Here is a 19,897-nt window from a genome sequence, read left to right as displayed (position 1 = left end):
AAAATATTTTTTACTGAAAACCTCATCGTTTATTTAGACATAAAAAAAAGAGAACCCCGCTAAAGCAGGATTCTCAATCATATATTAAAATCTGTACGTGTTATAATGGATTCTGAACAATCAATGTGTTAGCATTGATCTCAGCTCTTGGAATCAGAAATTCCCAACGTAAATCTGTGTTAGCCACTGTCATTACGTTATTGGTAACTACAGAAGAATGGTTAGCTCCTGTTCTGTCCAAGCCTAAATTCAATCTCTTAAGATCTAAGAATCTGAAACCTTCACCCCAGAACTCCAGTCTTCTGCTGTTAAGAATCTCAGTGATATAGGCCGCACCCGTTGTGGTAGCTCCAGTGTAAGAAGGATTTCTGTTTTTTGCAAACACATCAAAAACAGCTTTCGATCCTGCTTCGTTTCCTGATCTGGCCAAAGCTTCAGCTTCAATAAGATACATTTCTGCAGATCGCATATAAGGAACATCTACCCTACTGTCTCCCTGACTTGCAGCAAGAAACTTCTGGCTTGTATATGGGAATTTAGAATATGTTGAAGGCAAAGCAAGCGCTGTATGTGCTCCTGTTGGATCAAAATTCTTAGTCCTTACATCTGTAGACGGGAATGATAAAAACAATTTACTGTTAATTGCTTTTGGAGCCTGACGTATATTAGTAGAGTTAAAATTTCTTGACATATAAGCACCAAAATTTGAGAATGAATCACCTTGGTCTGCTATGATTATAGCACCCCACATCCACTCACCATTAGCAGCTAAATTATTGAATCCAGCCATATAAGCTGTATTATCCATCAAAGCAAAACCTACACGTGCTGATTGAGCTGCCGTTACAGCCGCCGCATAATTACCTTGTGTTAATGCAATTCTGGCTCTCAGCCCTAAAATCACCTTATCATTAAAATGTGCTTTCGTAGCTCTGGCAACCCCTGTTAATCTGCTAGCAGCCTCATCAAGGTCTTTATTGATCTGAGTATACACTTCTTCCACAGTATTTCTCGCCAAAGGTATTTCATTTGCAACCAGTCTAATCGGAACCCCAAGCTGGGTATTGTTTGCACCTGGCACATATCTTTTTCCATAAATTTGAACTAACATATAATAACAGAAAGCTCTGAATGCATAAGCCTCACCAATAGCTGTTTTAATAGTAGCTGCATCAGCTGCATTGGGAGCAGGCACTGAAGGGCCATTCGCAATAACGAGATTTGCATTTCTGATTAATGCATAATAAAACTGATAAGGGTAAAAAGCATTAGATGCACTATCATTTACCTGATCCTGCCATCTCACCGTTGAAACATACCAACCGTTTCCTGTAGAAGGAAATACAAGATCATCTGCTAAAGCATCCATCATGATCATAATTCCCCCCTGACCATTCTGTCCTTGGCTATCATTCTGTCTATAATACATATCTCGATGCATTCCGTTAATGATTGCCATCAGATTGGCAGCACTTGAGTAAGCCGCTTCTTCTGAAGCTGCAGTGGTAGGATCTGTTTCAAGATAATCACTCTCACATGAAAGCGTTCCCATAAGGACTGAAAGAACAACAGCCCACTTTATATATTGTTTTGCGATATTTTTCATTACTTAATTTTTTTAAAAAGATACATTAAATCCTATTGTCACCACCCTCGCCGGAGTATACCTGTTTGATGCGGTACCGTTGAATGCCTGAGAAGGCTCCAACCCTTTTCTAGCTGTTTTACTCCATAAATTTTCACCAGAAACAAGGATTCTTAATCCTGAAACTCCAAGCTGTGATAAAGTTTCTGGGCTGAAATTATAACTTAAAGTAGCCTGTCTGAATGTAATAAAATCCGAACTTACCAGCCACCTTGAATTGTTACCAATATTTGAGCTTGTATATGTTATAGAATTCAATGCCGGAACATCAGTAATCTGCCCTGGAGTTGTCCATCTGTCAAGAATATCCGGACTCAAAGCTCCACCTTGTGAATAACTAGACATTAATGCCGCATAATTAGAATCATATGTTTTTCCACCTAACTGATAAGTAAATAATGCTGACAGTGACCATTGTTTATAAGTAATGGACGTTCCAAAGCTTCCAAATAAATCTGGAATTGCCGTTCCCGAATAATCGAATTTGGCTTTACTGGAATTGGTTGTCACTTTAGTACCATTTACAGTTCTTATATCTGCAGCTGTTGTATTAGCATAAGCATCAGCTACCAAGAACAAAGGAGAGCCATCTGCAGGATCTACCCCATACCATTGTCTTAACCAATAATCATATATTGAGTGTCCTACAGAAATTCTTTTGGTTCCATTGATGATCTCAGTGATACCATTAGATAGTTCTGTTATCTGATTTTTAAGAGTAGATGCATTGGCATTAATATTCCAGGTGAAATTTTGATTTTTAATGATATCTGCATTAATACTGAATTCGAATCCGCGGTTATACATTGTTCCAACGTTTCTGCTGATTGTATTATCCGGAACTCCAGCAGAAACCGGAAGAGGAACAGGGAAGATCAGATCTTCAGTAACCCTATTATAATACTCTACCGAACCTGTAATTCTGTTATTTAAAAAACCAAAATCAACTCCTACATCAGTTTGTTTATTTGCCTCCCAAGTAATAGAAGGATCTGCCAGGAAACCAAATAAAATTCCGGGCTCCTGAGCATTATTATACCCTAACGTATAAGTACTCTTGTACATATAATAACTATTTGTTCCATCGTTTCCAACTTCTCCATAAGAACCTCTCAGTTTTAATTCACTGATGAGATTGGAATTACTTAAAAACTCCTCTCCTTTTAATCTCCATCCTGCCCCAATAGACCAGAATGAATCCCATCTTACATCTTTGGCAAATCTGGATGAACCATCCCAACGGATAGAACCTGAAAGTAAATATTTAGATTTATAATCATAGTTCAATCTTGAAAACACACCTTCTTTTCTATAATTGTCCGAACGGGAAGTAAGAGATGCCGGAGTTACAAAGTTGACCAATTCATCATTATCATCTACAATCTGTCCTTTTTTATATCCATACAGATACTCATAAGTGTATTTATAATTTTCGTGCCCCAAAAGGAATTCAAAATTATGATCTCCAAATTTTCTTTTGTAGTTTAAGAGTTGATTCCAGGTGAAAGTCTGTTCTGTAAAACTATATTTCTCTGCTGCACCTAACGGAGCTGCATCCCCTATAATTTTATTTCCGTATGTACTTCTTCTGTTATTTCTGATATCATATCCTGCATTAGTGGAAAGTGTAAGATACGGATTTACTTTGATTTCAGCATATGCTCTGGATATGATATAATAGTTCTTAGAAAGATCCTTATTTAAAAGTGTTTCCTGAATTACGTTTCTTCCTGCCGCCGCATCAACACCTCTTGCATTTCCGGGATCATAGACTACATTACCAGCATTGTCATACAGAGTAGCAAATGTATTAGGATCATGAGCATACGGGCTGTAGATAGGCCCCATTGTTCTTGTCCATCTGTATGGATTGATATATGCGGTATTATTATCAGCCCCATCCACAGAATTATTCCCATTAGAAGATACTCCACTGATACTCGTTCCAAGTTTTAACCAGCTTTTCACTTGTGAGTCCACTTTCAATCTTGCAGTAAATCTTTCAAAATCTGATTTAATAAGATACCCTGTTTCATTGGTATATCCTACTGACGAAAAATAGGTAGTTGTATTACTTCCTCCACTGTAATTTAATTCATAATTCTGTCTGAAACCCGTATTCATTAAAGGCTTTTGCCAGTCTAAATCAGTATATTTAAGTTTAGCATCGGAATTTAAAACACCATTTACCACCAATTGATTATCCGGTACATTAAATACATTGGTTTTCAGAACACCTGAAATCAATTGCGCTGTGGCGTAAGCATTGGCATCTGCTACAGTAGTACCTGGTGTAGAGGTCATCCTACCATTTCTTATTGCCTCCCAAACAAGAGGATAATATTGATAAACATTCACTCTGTCATATTCCGGGATTGATCTTCCTACCGCTCCGGTACTCATGCTAAAATTAAACGCATCTTTTCCTTTTCTTCCTGATTTTGTAGTAATCAGAACAACACCATTAGCTGCAGCAGAACCATACAAAGAGGTAGAAGCAGCATCTTTCAGAATATTGAATGATGCGATATCATTAGGATTGATAGCTGCAAGAGAGCCCGTATAAATGGCACCATCTACAACATACAAAGGAGATGTTGAAATCCCGTAAGAACCTATCCCTCGGATTTGGATACTTGGTGAGCTTCCTGGCTGCCCTGTACCCGTACTCACTTTTACACCAGCACTGGCACCATCCAGCGCCTGTCCGATACTCGTTATCGGTCGATCGGCAAATTGTTTTGCTTTTACTTCAGTATTGGAGCCAACCATTGTTTCTCTTTTCTGGCTTCCGTAAGCAACCACCACAATTTCATCAATCTTAGTATCCTGCGGTATGGTGTCGCGCTTAGCCTTTTGGGCTTCTACCATGTGTCCTCCTACAAAGAACAACACAGCAGTACTCAATATTAACTTCATTTTCATATTTAACATATTTTAACAGTATGAATGCAAATATATGTAACTAAAATTAATAAAAAGGCAATAAAAAAGATAATTAAATAAATTAAATGCAAATGATTTATATTTTTAACTCATTATTTAATATCAATTAAAAATATAAGTTAAAAATACGTTAATTTAGTTTTAAAAATATTAAACAATTATTTAAAATACGTTAAAACAATGAAAAAATAAAACTAAAAATATGATTTCATTGACACTATAGAATAATTAACCAAAATAATACACAAATAACACAATTAAAAAAACACAATAGAAAATGCTAGATTTCTATGAAAAAAACATAAGAATCTAAGATTATGATAAAGCATAAAAAATCCGGAAAAACAAATGCTTCCCGGATCATAGTATCTAGATAAAATATTTTTTAAAACAATAAAAAAAATTACTTCACTCTTAATTTTTCTTTAATGGACTCAATATTTTTCTTGGCAGAATCTTCAAGAATAAGACTGGCACTCATATGAATTCTTGCCGGCATTAACTCATTGAAGTGGTCAGTTCCTTCCCAAGAAACTTTTTTAATTAGCGTTAGAGCATCGCTGCTTCTTGAAGCTAAAGTCTGTAAAAACTTCTCTAGTTTTTCATCCATTTCCTCAATTGTATCTGAAACGGAATGATAAACATTATGTTGCTCAGCCCATTCAGCAGATCTGAAGTCTGCGTCAATTGCCATTGCAGAGAATTGCGACTTACCTATTTTTCTTTCAACATAAGGCCCAATTACAAAAGGCCCGATTCCAAGATTGATTTCAGTAAGTGCCAGCGCTGAATCTTTAGTAGCAAAACAATAATCTGCTCCACAAGCAATTCCAACTCCTCCACCAGTTGTTTTTCCCTGAACTCTTACCACTACAATTTTTCCGCAGTTTCTCATTGCATTTAAAACTTTAGCAAAACCTCCGAAAAATTTCGTGGAAGCTTCCAGTTCCTCAATTGCTAAGAGTTCGTCAAAACTTGCTCCTGCACAAAAAGCTTTCTCACCTGCACTTTTTACTAAAATAGCTTTCACCTCATCTTTTGCTCCTTCTTCAAGAATAGTTTCTGCCAGCTTTTCTAAAATTGCTCCCGGAAGAGAATTACTTTTGGGTGTTCCGAAAGTGATTTCGGCAATATTATTTTTAATTTCTGATGCTACAAATTCGCTCATTTTTATTTTTATTGGATTGTTACAAAAATACGAAATACAGCTCGTTCAGAGAAACTTAAAGTATAAATTTTCTTTTTAAACCCGCATATTTCACACCATCTATTACGTAGAAATACGGAGTTTTTAATTTGGTATTTTCTACTCTAGCACCACCCTACTATTAATCGTTCCTTTGAACTGAGAATAAATAATCAAAAGGCGGATTCTGAAAAGCCTGTAAAAGAGTAAGAAATTTAAAAACTAAAAAAAAATCATCATGGAAGAGTACATTGGAATTGTAAAATTATTTGCAGGAAATTTCGCACCTAGAGGCTGGATGTTTTGCGACGGAAGTCTAATAAGCATTTCAAGAAATTCTGCCTTATTCTCTATTTTAGGAACAACGTATGGTGGAGACGGTATTACTACTTTCGCTCTCCCTAACTTAAAAGGGCGTATGGCTTTAGGCGCAGGGAATGTAAATGCGAACCAATTTTATCCTTTGGGAGTAGTATCCGGAACTACACAAAATACACTTTTAGCATCCAACCTTCCAAGTGTAGGTGCAGGATTTCAGCTTAAAGTAGCAAATAAGAATGCTAATTCATCTACTCCTACAGCCACTTCAACAATTGCCATCTCAGGTACACAAGTAGGAAGAGATTTCAATGCTGTACCGAGTTTTGTGAATGATGCTAACCCTGATACGATTATTAATAATCAAAGTATTGCCTTCATAGGACAAAATCTGCCTGTGAATAATATGCCTCCTTATCTAGGTTTAAATTATATCATTTGTGTTGAAGGTATTTATCCTCCAAGAGATTAATATCTACACAATAACCTAACATTTAAAACAAAAATCATGAAAAGCACTACTTTTTTAACAATCTGTAGTCTGCTCATTTCAATTTTCTCATTCGGGCAGACCAGTACGGAACAATTTGAGACAGAATCGAACGGAAGTACAAGCTTCACCGATAATGGAGTCATTTTCAATATCATTTCACATGTAAGTGTTTTTGATATTCAGGGAAATTTCCCGGGAACTGGCTGGAGCGGAACAGCTAATGATAACAGATATATTGATAATTCCAACGATACTCAATCTCCGCCATCATTTAGTATAAAAACCACTTCTAATTTGTTTAAAGTAAACAGATTCTGGATGTATCTTTCTGCATTGAACCTGGACCTTAATGTAACAGGAAATCTGACTATAACCGGAAAATTAAGCGGAGTAACAAAATTTACCCAAACAAAAACTACCGGATTTGCAACCAGTTTAGGCAGCACGAATGGATACACCTTAATTGATCTTACCAACTTAAATGGTCAGAACTACTCAAACATTGTGATAGATGAGTTACAAATCACAGCCAACGGAGCTTTCCGATATGTAGGTTTGGATGCTTTCACCTGGGTAAAAGATAGTAATCTGGTATTGGGTACTTCGGAAGCTAAAAGCATTAAAAAAGACTTGACTGTTTATCCTAATCCAACCCACGGGCCTATTTCTATTACTACAGAAAAAGCCAGTGAAGCTAAAATCTATGGTCTTGATGGTAAAATTCTGAAAACGATACAAACTCAAAAGGGAAATAATGAAATCAATATTTCAGAGCTTCCAAAAGGAGTTTATATTATTAAAACAGCAACAGAATCTACCAAAGTCATTAAAAACTAAAAATAAGAAATTTCACAAGTTCCATATTCCCACAAAGATTCTAATTCATGAATGACAAATCCCTTTCGACGAAGGGATTTTGTCATTTTATCGGGTCCACTTGTGGAGATGTTCTATCCTTCCGTTTCTATTGAGTAAAGCCTGGAATCTCAATTTTAATAAAATTTTACGCCCTTCAATAGTTCTTGTGAAAATCAGCTCAGATTTTCCTATCATTTTATCCCATAGTTTTTTAAAAAATTCTGCACTTTTTTTATTTTTTGCAAAAATCTCGGGTATAGGATAGTACATATCTTTTTTCAAAAATAATAAACCTCTTTTTTGTTTCAATAGATATCTTGGGTTATCTATTTGGGATACCAGTTCCTGTAAAGTTTGTATAAATTGGGCATTTTCATATTGACTTCCTCCCTCCAAATAACAAAATGCATTTTTATTTTTGTCTGAAGAACTTACAATTCGAAGTTTTTCAATAGAGGTTCGTATTACTTTTTCATAGAGTAATCCATACAAAACTACTTCAGCAAGGGAGTTCAGCTGCCTCCCAACATCTTTACATCTTAAATATTGTTTTGTAGATCTATACAGTTTCCCACCATACACAACAACACCTGCAATCCCAAATAGAGAAACCAGTAATGAAAAACTTTTTATAGAATTAATTTCATCAACATTTCGGAGAAGCCCCATCAGAAGATCCTGCCAAAATAGCAATATGGATGACACCATTATCTTTGCAAAGTTTCCGCTCATTTTACCTAAATAATCCATCCGCATTTTCCCCATATCTGTCATATTCACTGAAGGGACTTCAATTTCTTCCACCAAAACATTTCCTTTATCAAGAGCTGTTTTCCATCGCTCAGCAAGAGCAGTTCTATCTTTTGCCCATGCAAAGAATATCTGATTGATTTCCGGTAATTCTTCTTTACGTTCTATCGTTTTAATATTGAGTCGTTCAAAATTATTTTCAATGGTAACCTCATCTTTGTAGGAAATACCAACAAAAGTTTTAAATCTTTTCTTTATATTACTGAAATCCTGTCCTCCACCAATATCATAGGAATCAAAACATATAAGATGCCAGATATTTCCTGTTTTGTTTATATTATCTTTATCTGTTCTGATAACTCTTCCTCTCATTTGATTAGAGAGCACAAAAGAACTTACAAAACTGGCCAGCACAAGGCTATTCATTTTGGGAGCATCCCAACCTTCTCCCAACAAAGACTTTGTCCCAATTAAGACCTGAATTCCTCCACATTGAAAAATCTCAGTTATTATATGAACCACATCATGCTTTATCTGATCTGTAAGACTAATTATCAAATAATTCTGATCATAAGAGAGGGCAGAAAAAGACACTCCAGATATGCTCTTTTTTACACAAAACTGATCAAACAGATCCTTTGCACTCGAAGGTATGAGCACCAAACTACCTGTAAGAATACCTATTTTTTTATTTTGCGAATTTTCTCTTCTAAGTTTTTCAAATATTGGAATCGCTCCAATTTTATCAAGACTTACTATATTCTCGGTGCTATTGCTCAGATATTCTTTTTTAATAAAATCCGTGAGAATTACCATTCTGAGATCTTCTTTAAGAACTGAAAACTCAAAATCTGCAATTTCCTTTATGCCCTGAAGTTTTCCTATACTTGAATTAAGAATCTGATTTACATTTTTACTATTATAAAAACTGATTGTTCTTTGTTCAAGAAACCCCAATCTTCTGAGCCTATTCCCAAGATCTGTCCGATGCTCTTCATATTTTTTAAAATTAGCATCATCCAATAAAAGATAAAAATCAAGAAGTTCTTCCATCCAGAAGAAATCAAATTCAGGAACATATTTTTGCTGATCTCCAATGATATTAAAATGAATATCCGAAATCTCCTTTCCTCTGAAATGAAGATAAACAAGTCCCGAAGTATATGATGATATGTTTTCGTAAATCCATTCCAAATGCACAGCTGGATGCTGATAAACAGGATGCTGTTCAAAAGCTTCAAGTAGCGTATCATCATTTTGAACTTCTTCGAAAAATGTGGCTGCCTGATGATGATAGTATTCAAGTTTCCTCTCCTCTTCTTTTGAGGGTGAAGTAAAATAAACCAAATCCTGATGAGGACAAAGATCTCCTTCAATCATCAATTCAGGAACAGAAATTTCTACATCAATAGGACCATTCAGCTGAATATATTTTTGCCATTCAGAACCAGAAACATCAAAAGGAGGTGTTGCAGTAAGAGCAACAACTTTAGGACTAATTCTATTTTTCAATTCCATTAAGCTTCTCCACCAAGCATTTTTCAAATGATGCGCTTCATCCAAAATAAGAGTCCCTACTTTTTGCTTCTCTAGCTTTTTAATGATTTCTGCAATTGAGATTCTTGAAGATTTTTTTATCAGATCTTCGTCTTGTTCATCTATTCCAGAAGCAGAATGAATACCCTGATAAGTGGTAACAGTTATAATTCCAGGATTTTTAATATCAGAAGATATCCATTCAGGAACAGTTTCCGTATCCAGAAAAAGCTCACAAAATCTCTGAATCCATTGGTTTTTGATTGCTAGCGTGGGAGTAACAATCAATGTTGGTTCACCAAGTCTCAACATCATTTCTAATCCCAGAACCGTTTTTCCAGAACCAGGAGGAGCCGAAATATGAAGATGATTATCGTGGAGATAGTCATCCATATTGTCTAAAATTTTCTTCTGATAAGTTCGCCAGCTGTATTTAAAAGTTGTGTCTTTAGGAAAAACATTCATAAGCACAATTTAATAAAAACAACACATACAATCATAGAAATCACATCCTCTCGATGTTTCATTTTTTCAATGCAAGAATATACTTGTCTATATAAAACTGCTTTTCTTTCAATTTGTACTGTTGGATATATCTTGGATGCTCAAGAACAGTCATTTTATCGAACAATTTTGCTTCTTTATTTAATTTTGAAATAAAATCGGCATTTTTTTTACCAAGAACAAAGACTTCTGATGTATCAAGATTAAGACTGATATGTTTCTTTAAAGAATCAATCATAAAATTCTTTACAGCGTCGAAGAGCTTTTTGTCATCGTAATAATTGGCATTCAACCAACCATTTTTTGTTTTTCTCACAATAGCCAACGGAAATGGAGAGTTGATATAAATATCTTTGTAAAAAAGATCGGCACCTCCATATTCTTCAATCATATCATACATGAAAACAGAAGAAACTTCATGAGTGTGGGCAGATTCCATTTTTATACCACAAATACTTTCAAGCCTTTTGGTATCGGTAAACGGAACACCGGTGACTCCTGCTCCATGGCGGCTCGGATTGATTCCAATGATAAATTTTCTTTGAGATGAATCATTGTAATATTTATGATAAAACTTCTGCATTACCATTAATGTTTCAGGGTTTTCAAGATATGGATTCAGAACATCAAAACCTTCAGGTAAATTTCCCGTATAGTTCAGGTTTTCATTGAACGTAATAACATGGTCTGCAAAAGTTGTATTCATATTTAGTTTTTAGAAAAAATAAAGTTTTCAGGTTGATCGTCGTCAAGATCATCTTCTTCATCTTCTTCACTTAAAGCCAATTCAATATCAATAAATTGAATGTATAAACCACATATCTCTCCGTTATTATCATAAGCAAAATAAACAGGGTAGCTGCCGTCACCAAAGCCACTAGCAAACATCGGAATCTGATAGTTGGTACCTGGAACCGTCCAGTTGATCCAGTCTCCTGCTTCTCTCTGATTGTTGGGATAATCTTTATAGCTTTGGGAGAAAAGCCCTGCAAAATAATCATCATAAACATTGTCGACATTTATTTCATCAACAAATTGATCTACAAAAGGAAGTACTTCTTTATCCGCAATACAACCTAAACCAGCATCTACCTCAAAGCCAAAAAAATCTTCATCAGTTACCCCTTCCAACTCTTCAATCCCAACTAAGGCTTCTCTATAAACAACAGGTTTTTCTTTGGTAAATTCAACTTTTACAACAGCATATCTATTTCCCCAATCTTCAGATTTTACTACAGCAATAGTTACAGGAAAATTTCCTTTCGGAGCCTGAATAAAATAAGGTGATTGATTGGCATTTAAAGACACCAGCGGATCTCTTACCACCACTTTTCCGGAAGGAAGAGAAACATTTCCGATTTCCATCACCTCCATTTTCTGTCCCAGAATTTCATCAGAAGTAAAATATATTTCCAGATCTGTAGGGCAAACCAGAATATTTTTCACTTCTTCCCATTTTTGCATCCAGCTTTCGTTCATTGCTCTTGATTTTATGATTGAATTTTAAAATTAGTACTTTTTTACAAGAGAAAGAAGAAGTTGAAACTAAGAATCTATTAAAACTTAATTATTCATTTAAATAAATTATTAATCAAAAAGAAACTTAATCGTCATATTTTATCATCCTATTCCCAAGTTTTAATGCATGTTATTTTTTTTATTAAATTCGTTCTCAATGAAATAGCAATTTCACTCAACTAAAAACTTTTAACCTATGATTGGAATTATCATTGAGCTTATCATTTCATGGCTTCTCCTTAAGTTCACGGTAAATAAGGACCTTTCTGTTTTAGGATTCAAGCCCAGCAAAACAAGATTAATCTATTTTGGAATAGGTTTTCTTTTAGCCACTGCCATTTGCAGTCTTTATCATATCATGACAACAGCATTCATCAATAATGGCTGGATTCTGAATAAGCAACTTACATTATCCGCTGCATTGATGGGGATATGGTGGGTTCTGAAGTCTGTATTATTTGAAGAGTTACTTTTCAGAGGAGCTCTGCTTTACCTTGCTATTGAAAAATGGGGAACTACAAAAGCCTGTCTTTTATCTGCTGCCTGCTTCGGAGTCTACCACTGGTTTTCTTATAACGCATTCGGAAATCCTTTTCAGATGGGAATTATTTTTGGGATGACCGCCATCTTTGGATGGATGCTGGCAGTATCTTTCGCTAAAACAAAATCTCTGTACCTGCCTATTGCACTGCATTTTGGTTGGAATTTGTTTAATATTATTGTATTTTCAAACGGTCCGCTAGGTAAACAACTCTTTATAAAAGCTAATGAGAACCATCTTGAGGGAATTTCGTCGCTGCTTGTTTTTTTGTTCCAGATATTGGCTTTGCCTCTTTTAATATTTGGATATTTTAAGCTGAAGAAGAGATTATAAAAAAGCTGCCAATCCTGAGGAACAGCAGCTTTATGTATTGTTTTAAGTGAAAAAAATCTAAGAATCAGCACATATATAACATGCTCTGGCAATATCAGGCCATCTTCCAGGAAGACAACAGCTTCCGGGAGGACAAGGATTAAGGGCACAAGACCAGTTTGGTCCGGAACCTTTAAGAGATTTCAACTCATGTCTTGAAAGTTTTTTTAAGTTTTTCATAGTGGTTTGTTTTGATGTTCTCTCCTACTCTATATGCTTTTCGGATTTCGCCTATTAAAGTTAATAATTTTTCAAATAAAAAGTATAACTAATTGAAATAATGAACATTTATAGATATTATTAATATTCTAAAGGCTTGTAATTTTTAAAAATTTTATAAAAGTCTTCATCATTTCCTTTGAATGGTTTTTCTTCAATAATTTTAAACTTGCCTGTAGAATCTTTTTCTTCCACTATTATTTTATCTGAAACATCAACTCTGGCAAATTCATGCAGAGAATCTTTTTTAATTTTTAGAAATACGGTTGTTGTAGAGCCAGTTAAAATGAGTGAATTAATACAATCTAATTTTGCATTGTAAGTTAAATTCGGATAAGATTCAGAATTTTTGATGTGGATGAAATCTTTATTACCAGGATCATAAACAAATAATGTCATCACTACATTTCCTCCTCTTCCAGCGATAGCACTCTGGTAGGTTATATCATTAAATCCATCGTTATTGAAATCACCAATTTGAACATCCATATCAGATATTCCATCTTTATCGAATTTAAAACTGTTCTTTAGTTCCCAGGTATGAAACTTTGAACCTTTACTTTCCACCCATACTTCCTTTAAATCATAAAAATTCAAGGTAACAAATACATCACCATTCTTAACATGTCGAAACTTTTCAAACTCTACTTTTGCTTTACCTTTTCTACCTACATTCACGCTATCTACAAATTTTTCTTCAGAAAAATAACCGTCTTTATCTGACTTAAGATTTCCTGAACAGGAAGAAAGAACTAAAATTTGGAAAGCCCAAAAGGCAGCGGTAAAAGAGATTTTTAAAGATTTCATGATTAAAAATTTTTTCTGAATTTCTTATTTACGTCAAAATTTCAAACCTTGACAGGGAGTATTAAAAAGTCCCTTTCAGTTTAAACCGGAAGGGACTATAAATTTATATTTTATTTTGAATTAAATCAATCCAAACTGCTGGAAGTGGTGGGTAAAATGCTTTTTGTGCATCAGTTCCCACATTTCTTTATTCAGTTTTCCGAAAACATAATTCATGTGTTCTGCCTGTGGATTTTCTTTGTAATAGATTACAAATTTCTTCACATTATCTATGAATGACAGTTTTGCTGCTTCCAGGTTTTTGTGTGTTAATTCAGGAAGTGAGCCATCCTGTGGAAGGAATGGAGCTGTAAATTCTTTTGGCATTGCTCTGTGGTTATAAAGAGAATCCTGCCATTTTTCAAGATTTTCTTCCGGAGTATAGCATTTTTCCGCTTCCGGCTCTCCAAAACTTACCAATACAGCTTTTTCCAGATGCTCGATCATCTGCTGTGGAGACATTTTTCCCCAAAGAGAAGGTGTAGTTTCTGTTAGTCCATTCAGTATTTTCTGAACGTTTTTCACATTCAGATCGATGAAAGGAGATTGTTTTGCCACCAATGTTAAGATTGTTGCCACGCAAACTACCTCATCTCTTTGATTCACCACTTCAACCAGCCATTTTACAACACCGGAAGGAATATTTCTTCCTTTTACTCCTCTGTTGATTTTTTCTTTTGCTGTTAAATAAACAGTAATGGTATCTCCTGCATATACAGGTTTGAAGAAACTGCATTCTTCCAATCCATAGTTAGCAATAACAGGTCCTTTTTTACCTGAAACGAATAATCCTGCTGCTGCTGAAAGGATGAAATATCCGTGAGCAACTGTTTTATCAAAGATTGTTCCCGTTAAACTCGTAGCATCCGTATGGGCGTAGAAATGATCCCATGACACATTGGAGAAGTTCACGATATCTGCATCAGTAACCGTTCTTCCCGCCGTTTCTAAAGAATCTCCTACTTCTACTTCCTCAAAATATTTCTGGAAAGGATGTTTGTCTGAGAATTTTTTCTCTGCTCCCTGCTGGTAAATCTTAGTAATTGCTTTCAACACATCCGGTGATCCCTGGATTGCTGTTTTCTGTAGGAAGAAATGAAGACCGCTCAGTCCGCCCATTTCTTCTCCACCACCAGCTCTACCAGGACCTCCGTGCATTAATGTCGGAAGCGGTGAACCATGACCAGTACTTTCCTTAGCATTATCTCTGTTCAATACAAAGATTCTTCCGTGCTGGGAAGCCATTTTCCATGAAGTTTCTGCGATAAAGTTCTCGTCATGAGAAATGATAGATCCTACCAAACTTCCTTTTCCTCTTTTTGCCAATGCAGCCGCTTCTTCAGCATCTTTATACGGCATTAATGTAGATACCGGCCCGAAAGCTTCTACATCGTGAGAGATATTTTTTTCGAAAGGCTTGTCGTTCAGGAATAATTTCGGACTCATAAATGCTCCATTTTCATAGTTAGCATCTACCAGTTCGTGTTTTCCGTCATAGACAAGTTCTGTTTCTGATTTTAAAATATTTACTTTTCTCAGAACTTCTTCATACTGCTGTCTTCCCACCAAAGATCCCATTTTGGTTTCTCTGCTTAATGGGTTTCCGATTTTTGTTTGATCTAAAGCTTTAGACAAAGCATTCTGAACGTCACCGATTAAATGCTCAGGAACGATGATTCTTCTGATTGCAGTACATTTCTGTCCTGCTTTCGTAGTCATTTCGTTACGAACTTCTTTGATGAACAGATCGAATTCAGGTGTTCCCGGTTTTGCTTCCAATCCAAGAATTGAACAGTTCAGGGAATCTGCTTCCATATTGAAACGAACCGCATTTCCTGCAATAGATGGAAGTGATTTTAATTTTCTTCCTGTATTGGCTGAGCCCGTGAACAATACAGAATCTCCATCCTGTACATAATCTAAGATATTTCCTGGTTCTCCGCACACTAACTGAACAGCTCCTTCAGGCAATACTCCACTTTCAATCATATCCTGAAACACTGCATTGGTAAGGTAAGATCCGAAAGGAGATGGTTTTACAATAGAAGGAACTCCAGCCAATAAGGAAGTGGATAGTTTTTCCAACATTCCCCATACCGGAAAATTATAAGCATTGATCTGTACAGAAACTCCTTCACTTGGGGTTAAAATATGCGTTCCCAAGAAAGTTCCGTTAGCAGAAATCTTCTGAGTGTCACCATCTACCCAAAATGAAGTATTGGGAAGCATTCTTTTTGCCAGTCCGGAATAGGTAAAGAAAGTTCCGAAACCTCCTTCAATATCCACCCATGAATCAACGTGGGTAGCTCCTGTTTTGTATGATAAATCGTAATATTTTTTCTTTCTTTCCAACAGATAAAGTGCTACTTTTTTCAACATTTCCCCACGGTCGTAGAAAGTCATTGAAGAAAGGTTTTTATACCCTACGGTTCTTCCGTAGTCAAGAGCCTGTTCAAAATTAAGCCCTTCTGTATCGGAAACAGCTACCTGTTCTCCTGTAACGGCATTGTACAAAGGAACTCCGCTTCCGGTACCTTCTACCCATTGTCCGTAGATATAGTTTTTTAACTTTTCCATATAGTTTTTTACTTTTTGCTTAGATTAATCTTTTTAATAAACTTATCTAAACCTTATAGATCTTCGAGACCTATAAGGTTTGAATCCGTATTATTCTTTGAGTTAAAATTATTTCGGTTCCTGATAAGGAAACATTTTCACCAATCCTTCATATAAACTTCTGTGAAGAATAGTTGCGTGATTGTCTGTTTCCATCATTTTATATTCCAATGTCCAGTTTTTCTTTCCTGCTTTTTTCAAAACATCATAGAAAGCTTCTGCGTCTTTTACCATCACCGGATGTTCTCCTTTCCCTACAGAAACATAGACAAACTTTTTCGTATCCGGAGATTTTGAAAGCAATGCTCCTGCCTGGTTGAGAAGACTTTCATCATCCCACCACAAACTTGGACTGATGATAAAATAGTTATTGAACATTTCCGGTTTTTTCAAAAGGATTTCTGTTGCCAGAAGTCCTCCTAAAGACTGACCGAAAAGATATTTGTCTGTAGTTTTAAACTGGCTTTCCAAATAAGGTTTTAATTCCTTTTCCATGAATTCAATAAACTTATCAGAATGTCCTGTTGTAGGATAGTCTTTCTGTAAGTCTTTTAAATCCGTGTGAAAAGTAAAATCCCTTTTTCGGTCTATATTAGCAACTCCTACTACAATGGTTTCCGGCATGGAATACATCTGATTAAAGAATTGTACTAATCCTGTAACGTGAATAAAATCTTCATTCATACTTCCATCTAACAAATAGATCACCGGATATGATTTTGTTTTATCATATCCCTGTGGAAGATAAATATTCAGCGTTCTGTCTTCATTTAATGTTTTGGACTTTATCGTCCTCACTTCTCCTATTGTAAGCGGTTTTGTAGTAACAGTCTGTGCTGTTAGTGTACAACCTACCGCCAACATAATGCTGCATGCAAGTGCAATTTTTTTAATCATATTTAATTTTATTAAACCTAACGGGTTTTTGAAACCCGTTAGGTTTGATTATTAGCAATTATTCAAAATTTAAAAAGTCATATTCAACAGTAGACTGATGATAATTTCTAAAAATTTCTACCGAATCAAAATACTGCATGATTTCCTTTCTATCCAATTTACTTCCTTTTTTAGGAGTTACATATGAATTATATGAAGAATGCTTCCATTCATCAATTTTATTTACAAATCCGTGATTAATCGGATTATTATGGATGTAATGGAGAACTTTCAATAAATACTTCTCATCTGATATTTTTTTTCGTTTTACCGAATTCAAAAAAAGAGCACCTTTCCTATTGTATCTTTTGTTGTAAGCTTTAGCATAAGCATTCAATAAATTACCAAAATGCTTCATTAAAGACTGATGCTCATTTTCATTATTCACATTATCAAAATTCTTAAATCTTAACAGCAAATGAAAATGATTAGGTAACAGACAATAAGCATAAATATCAGCAACCGGAAGAATATACTTATCTATCTTTTCCAGAAAAAATTGATAATTTGAGGGTTCACGAAAAATAACTTCAGTCCCATTTACATGGGAGAAAACGTGATATACACCTTCAAATTCAAAATTTTCTGTATTAATCATTCTTTTTAAATCTGGTATTAAAATTTTTAAACCCAACGGGTTTTAAAAACCCGTTGGGTTTGATTATCAGCAATTATTTTAAAAATTCATACTATTTTATATCATCCCAGATACTGTAATCCACAGTTTTGGTGGGAATCTGCTGAACATATTCTGTAAAAGGCTCACATGGCAGAATGGCTTCTTTTCCTTCTCTTGCGAGTTCCTGATATAGTTTTGTTCCTTCTGTTTTCCAGTGAATCATTTCGTCAGAAACATCACGGATAATTTTTGCTGGGCTTCCTACCACAAGTTTTCTTGGTTCACATCTGAAATTGGCTGGTACAAAAGCCAATGCTCCGACAATACTTTCGTCGCCGATATAGGCTTTGTCCATTACCACAGAGTTCATTCCGATCAGACAGTTTTTTCCAATGTGTCCGGAATGAATAATCGCGCCATGTCCGATGTGTGCTGATTCTTCCAGAATAGTTTCTATATTCGGGAAAACGTGAAGGGTACAGTTTTCCTGTACATTAGCTCCGTCTTTAATGATAATTTTTCCCCAGTCGCCACGGATGACCGCATTGGGACCAATATATACTTCCTCACCTATTTCTACATTCCCGATAATGACTGCCTGCGGATGAATGTAAGCAGAAGGTTTTATAATGGGACGAATCCCGTGATATGAGTAGATGTTCATATTTTTTAATTTGAAAATTTGAGAATGGGATAATTTGGAAATTAATGAGCTAATTTAAATTATATTGAATGTCATTTTCAAATTCTCAAATTAGCACATTTTCAAATTAAACCCGTTCGATGACCATTGCATATCCCTGACCTACACCGATACAAAGGGTACACAATGCATATTTTTTATCCTGTTTCTGAAGTTCCATTGCTGCAGAACCTACGATTCTTGCTCCCGAAACTCCCAGTGGGTGACCAATTGCAATAGCACCTCCATTCGGATTTATTCTTGCGTCATCATCTTTCAACCCTAAGCTTCTTGTTACAGCGAGTGCCTGTGCTGCAAATGCTTCGTTTAATTCGATGATATCCATATCTTCCAGGGAAAGGTTTAATCTTTTTAATAATTTTTGAGCAGCTTCTACAGGTCCGATTCCCATAATTCTTGGTTCTACACCCGCTACGGAAGATCCCAGAATCTTTGCTTTGGGTTTCAACCCGTATTTTTTAACAGCTTCTTCACTTGCCAGAATCAAAGCAGCAGCACCATCATTCATTCCTGAAGCATTTCCTGCTGTTACTGTTCCTTCTTTTCTGAAAGCCGGGCGAAGTTTTGCCAGACCTTCCATGGATGAAGTAGGTTTGATGAATTCATCTTTTTCAAAAACGATTGGATCTCCTTTTCTCTGAGGAATTTCAACTTTTACAATTTCTTCTGCCAGTCTGCCGCTTTCCTGAGCTTTTGTCGCTTTCTGCTGAGACCAAAGAGCAAATTTATCCTGATCTTCTCTGTTGATCTGATGGATATCTGCTAAGTTTTCAGCTGTTTCTCCCATTCCGTCAACCCCGTATAGTTCTTTCATTTTAGGGTTGATGAAACGCCATCCGAAAGTAGTATCAAACATCTGACTATCTCTACCGAAAGCAGCGCTTGGCTTTGACATCACATAAGGAGAACGCGTCATATGCTCTACTCCTCCTGCAATATAGATTTCTCCTTCTCCTGCTGCAATGGAACGGAATGCATTCGCTACAGCAGACATTCCTGAAGCACATAGCCTGTTTACAGTCTCTCCACCAATTTTATAAGGAAGACCAGCTAATAAAAGCCCCATTCTTGCAACGTTTCTGTTATCTTCACCCGCCTGATTGGCACATCCGAAAATAACGTCTTCAATTTCCTCTACAGGAACTTCAGGATTTCTTGCTACTACTTCTTTAATAACAATAGCAGCCAAGTCATCGGCTCTTACTTCTGATAATCCTCCCTGCAGTTTCGAGATGGGAGTTCTGACATAGTCTATGATGTATACGTTGTTCATAATTTTAATTTGAAAATG

The 19,897-nt window shown here is 35.7% G+C and carries 16 protein-coding genes; 3 read left to right on the top strand and 13 right to left on the bottom strand.

Annotation, left to right across the window (positions count from 1 at the left end; genetic code table 11):
• Positions 1 to 100: 100 nt before the first annotated feature.
• The 3 genes from NK356_RS05830 to NK356_RS05820 all read right to left on the bottom strand — a co-directional run bounded on the left by NK356_RS05830 (position 101) and on the right by NK356_RS05820 (position 5,759).
• The gene (locus NK356_RS05830; RefSeq protein ID WP_253316445.1) at positions 101 to 1,606 is read right to left on the bottom strand and encodes a RagB/SusD family nutrient uptake outer membrane protein; all 1,506 of its coding nucleotides are present in this window, start codon (positions 1,604 to 1,606) and stop codon (positions 101 to 103) included.
• A 12-nt stretch (positions 1,607 to 1,618) separates the two neighbouring features.
• On the bottom strand, positions 1,619 to 4,570 hold the full coding sequence (locus tag NK356_RS05825) for a SusC/RagA family TonB-linked outer membrane protein (RefSeq protein WP_034695893.1): 2,952 nt from the start codon (positions 4,568 to 4,570) through the stop codon (positions 1,619 to 1,621).
• A gap of 424 nt (positions 4,571 to 4,994) precedes the next feature.
• Positions 4,995 to 5,759, bottom strand: a complete 765-nt coding sequence (locus tag NK356_RS05820) for an enoyl-CoA hydratase/isomerase family protein (protein WP_034695836.1) — start codon at positions 5,757 to 5,759, stop codon at positions 4,995 to 4,997.
• 256 nt (positions 5,760 to 6,015) lie between these two features.
• On the opposite strand from NK356_RS05820, the gene NK356_RS05815 reads away from it, so the two are divergent.
• Positions 6,016 to 6,567 (top strand): phage tail protein, encoded by a 552-nt coding sequence (locus NK356_RS05815; RefSeq protein WP_051934321.1) that lies wholly within the window; start codon positions 6,016 to 6,018, stop codon positions 6,565 to 6,567.
• Positions 6,568 to 6,603: 36 nt separating this feature from the next.
• Positions 6,604 to 7,425 (top strand): T9SS type A sorting domain-containing protein, encoded by an 822-nt coding sequence (locus tag NK356_RS05810; protein WP_253316444.1) that lies wholly within the window; start codon positions 6,604 to 6,606, stop codon positions 7,423 to 7,425.
• A gap of 87 nt (positions 7,426 to 7,512) precedes the next feature.
• On the opposite strand, the gene NK356_RS05805 is transcribed toward NK356_RS05810, so the two are convergent.
• The 3 genes from NK356_RS05805 to NK356_RS05795 are packed head-to-tail and all read right to left on the bottom strand — an operon-like array spanning position 7,513 to position 11,715.
• Positions 7,513 to 10,197, bottom strand: coding sequence for a DEAD/DEAH box helicase family protein (locus NK356_RS05805; protein WP_253316443.1), 2,685 nt, complete (start codon positions 10,195 to 10,197; stop codon positions 7,513 to 7,515).
• Positions 10,198 to 10,255: 58 nt separating this feature from the next.
• Positions 10,256 to 10,942 (bottom strand): SMUG2 DNA glycosylase family protein, encoded by a 687-nt coding sequence (locus NK356_RS05800; RefSeq protein ID WP_034695832.1) that lies wholly within the window; start codon positions 10,940 to 10,942, stop codon positions 10,256 to 10,258.
• 2 nt (positions 10,943 to 10,944) lie between these two features.
• A complete protein-coding gene (locus tag NK356_RS05795) occupies positions 10,945 to 11,715 on the bottom strand; it encodes a DUF4241 domain-containing protein (RefSeq protein ID WP_253316442.1) in 771 nt (256 codons plus the stop codon).
• Positions 11,716 to 11,950: 235 nt separating this feature from the next.
• On the opposite strand from NK356_RS05795, the gene NK356_RS05790 reads away from it, so the two are divergent.
• Positions 11,951 to 12,628, top strand: a complete 678-nt coding sequence (locus tag NK356_RS05790; RefSeq protein WP_034695831.1) for a CPBP family intramembrane glutamic endopeptidase — start codon at positions 11,951 to 11,953, stop codon at positions 12,626 to 12,628.
• Between the two features lie 57 nt (positions 12,629 to 12,685).
• Here the strand turns inward: NK356_RS05790 and NK356_RS05785 are convergent, their stop codons facing one another.
• From NK356_RS05785 to pcaF, 7 genes are all read right to left on the bottom strand, one after another.
• Positions 12,686 to 12,847, bottom strand: coding sequence for a hypothetical protein (locus NK356_RS05785; RefSeq protein ID WP_156106444.1), 162 nt, complete (start codon positions 12,845 to 12,847; stop codon positions 12,686 to 12,688).
• A gap of 120 nt (positions 12,848 to 12,967) precedes the next feature.
• A complete protein-coding gene (locus NK356_RS05780; protein WP_034695830.1) occupies positions 12,968 to 13,693 on the bottom strand; it encodes a hypothetical protein in 726 nt (241 codons plus the stop codon).
• Between the two features lie 120 nt (positions 13,694 to 13,813).
• Positions 13,814 to 16,309: a phenylacetic acid degradation bifunctional protein PaaZ gene (gene paaZ, locus NK356_RS05775; RefSeq protein WP_253316441.1), complete on the bottom strand. Its 2,496-nt coding sequence runs from the start codon at positions 16,307 to 16,309 to the stop codon at positions 13,814 to 13,816.
• A gap of 108 nt (positions 16,310 to 16,417) precedes the next feature.
• Positions 16,418 to 17,245 (bottom strand): alpha/beta hydrolase, encoded by an 828-nt coding sequence (locus NK356_RS05770; protein WP_253316440.1) that lies wholly within the window; start codon positions 17,243 to 17,245, stop codon positions 16,418 to 16,420.
• Positions 17,246 to 17,303: 58 nt separating this feature from the next.
• A complete protein-coding gene (locus NK356_RS05765) occupies positions 17,304 to 17,918 on the bottom strand; it encodes a transposase (protein ID WP_253316439.1) in 615 nt (204 codons plus the stop codon).
• A 55-nt stretch (positions 17,919 to 17,973) separates the two neighbouring features.
• A complete protein-coding gene (locus tag NK356_RS05760; RefSeq protein ID WP_253316438.1) occupies positions 17,974 to 18,567 on the bottom strand; it encodes a transferase hexapeptide repeat family protein in 594 nt (197 codons plus the stop codon).
• 106 nt (positions 18,568 to 18,673) lie between these two features.
• Entirely contained in the window at positions 18,674 to 19,879 is a 1,206-nt protein-coding gene (pcaF, locus tag NK356_RS05755; protein ID WP_253316437.1) for a 3-oxoadipyl-CoA thiolase, read from the bottom strand.
• Positions 19,880 to 19,897: the final 18 nt, after the last annotated feature.

Source organism: Chryseobacterium sp. S0630 (genome assembly GCF_024158915.1).
Taxonomy (GTDB): Bacteria; Bacteroidota; Bacteroidia; order Flavobacteriales; family Weeksellaceae; genus Chryseobacterium.
Note: the sequence above shows the minus strand (reverse complement) of the source record. Positions and strands in the feature narration are given on the sequence as shown.

Excerpts from the sequence above, each read along its gene's own strand:
- NK356_RS05825 (WP_034695893.1), bottom strand. The coding sequence starts at position 4,570 with ATGAAAATGAAGTTAATATTGAGTACTGCTGTGTTGTTCTTTGTAGGA.
- NK356_RS05815 (WP_051934321.1), top strand. The coding sequence starts at position 6,016 with ATGGAAGAGTACATTGGAATTGTAAAATTATTTGCAGGAAATTTCGCA.
- NK356_RS05795 (WP_253316442.1), bottom strand. The coding sequence starts at position 11,715 with ATGAACGAAAGCTGGATGCAAAAATGGGAAGAAGTGAAAAATATTCTG.
- NK356_RS05770 (WP_253316440.1), bottom strand. The coding sequence starts at position 17,245 with ATGATTAAAAAAATTGCACTTGCATGCAGCATTATGTTGGCGGTAGGT.
- pcaF (WP_253316437.1), bottom strand. The coding sequence starts at position 19,879 with ATGAACAACGTATACATCATAGACTATGTCAGAACTCCCATCTCGAAA.
- NK356_RS05805 (WP_253316443.1), bottom strand. The coding sequence starts at position 10,197 with ATGAATGTTTTTCCTAAAGACACAACTTTTAAATACAGCTGGCGAACT.
- NK356_RS05800 (WP_034695832.1), bottom strand. The coding sequence starts at position 10,942 with ATGAATACAACTTTTGCAGACCATGTTATTACGTTCAATGAAAACCTG.
- NK356_RS05830 (WP_253316445.1), bottom strand. The coding sequence starts at position 1,606 with ATGAAAAATATCGCAAAACAATATATAAAGTGGGCTGTTGTTCTTTCA.
- NK356_RS05760 (WP_253316438.1), bottom strand. The coding sequence starts at position 18,567 with ATGAACATCTACTCATATCACGGGATTCGTCCCATTATAAAACCTTCT.
- paaZ (WP_253316441.1), bottom strand. The coding sequence starts at position 16,309 with ATGGAAAAGTTAAAAAACTATATCTACGGACAATGGGTAGAAGGTACC.
- NK356_RS05820 (WP_034695836.1), bottom strand. The coding sequence starts at position 5,759 with ATGAGCGAATTTGTAGCATCAGAAATTAAAAATAATATTGCCGAAATC.
- NK356_RS05785 (WP_156106444.1), bottom strand. The coding sequence starts at position 12,847 with ATGAAAAACTTAAAAAAACTTTCAAGACATGAGTTGAAATCTCTTAAA.
- NK356_RS05810 (WP_253316444.1), top strand. The coding sequence starts at position 6,604 with ATGAAAAGCACTACTTTTTTAACAATCTGTAGTCTGCTCATTTCAATT.
- NK356_RS05790 (WP_034695831.1), top strand. The coding sequence starts at position 11,951 with ATGATTGGAATTATCATTGAGCTTATCATTTCATGGCTTCTCCTTAAG.
- NK356_RS05780 (WP_034695830.1), bottom strand. The coding sequence starts at position 13,693 with ATGAAATCTTTAAAAATCTCTTTTACCGCTGCCTTTTGGGCTTTCCAA.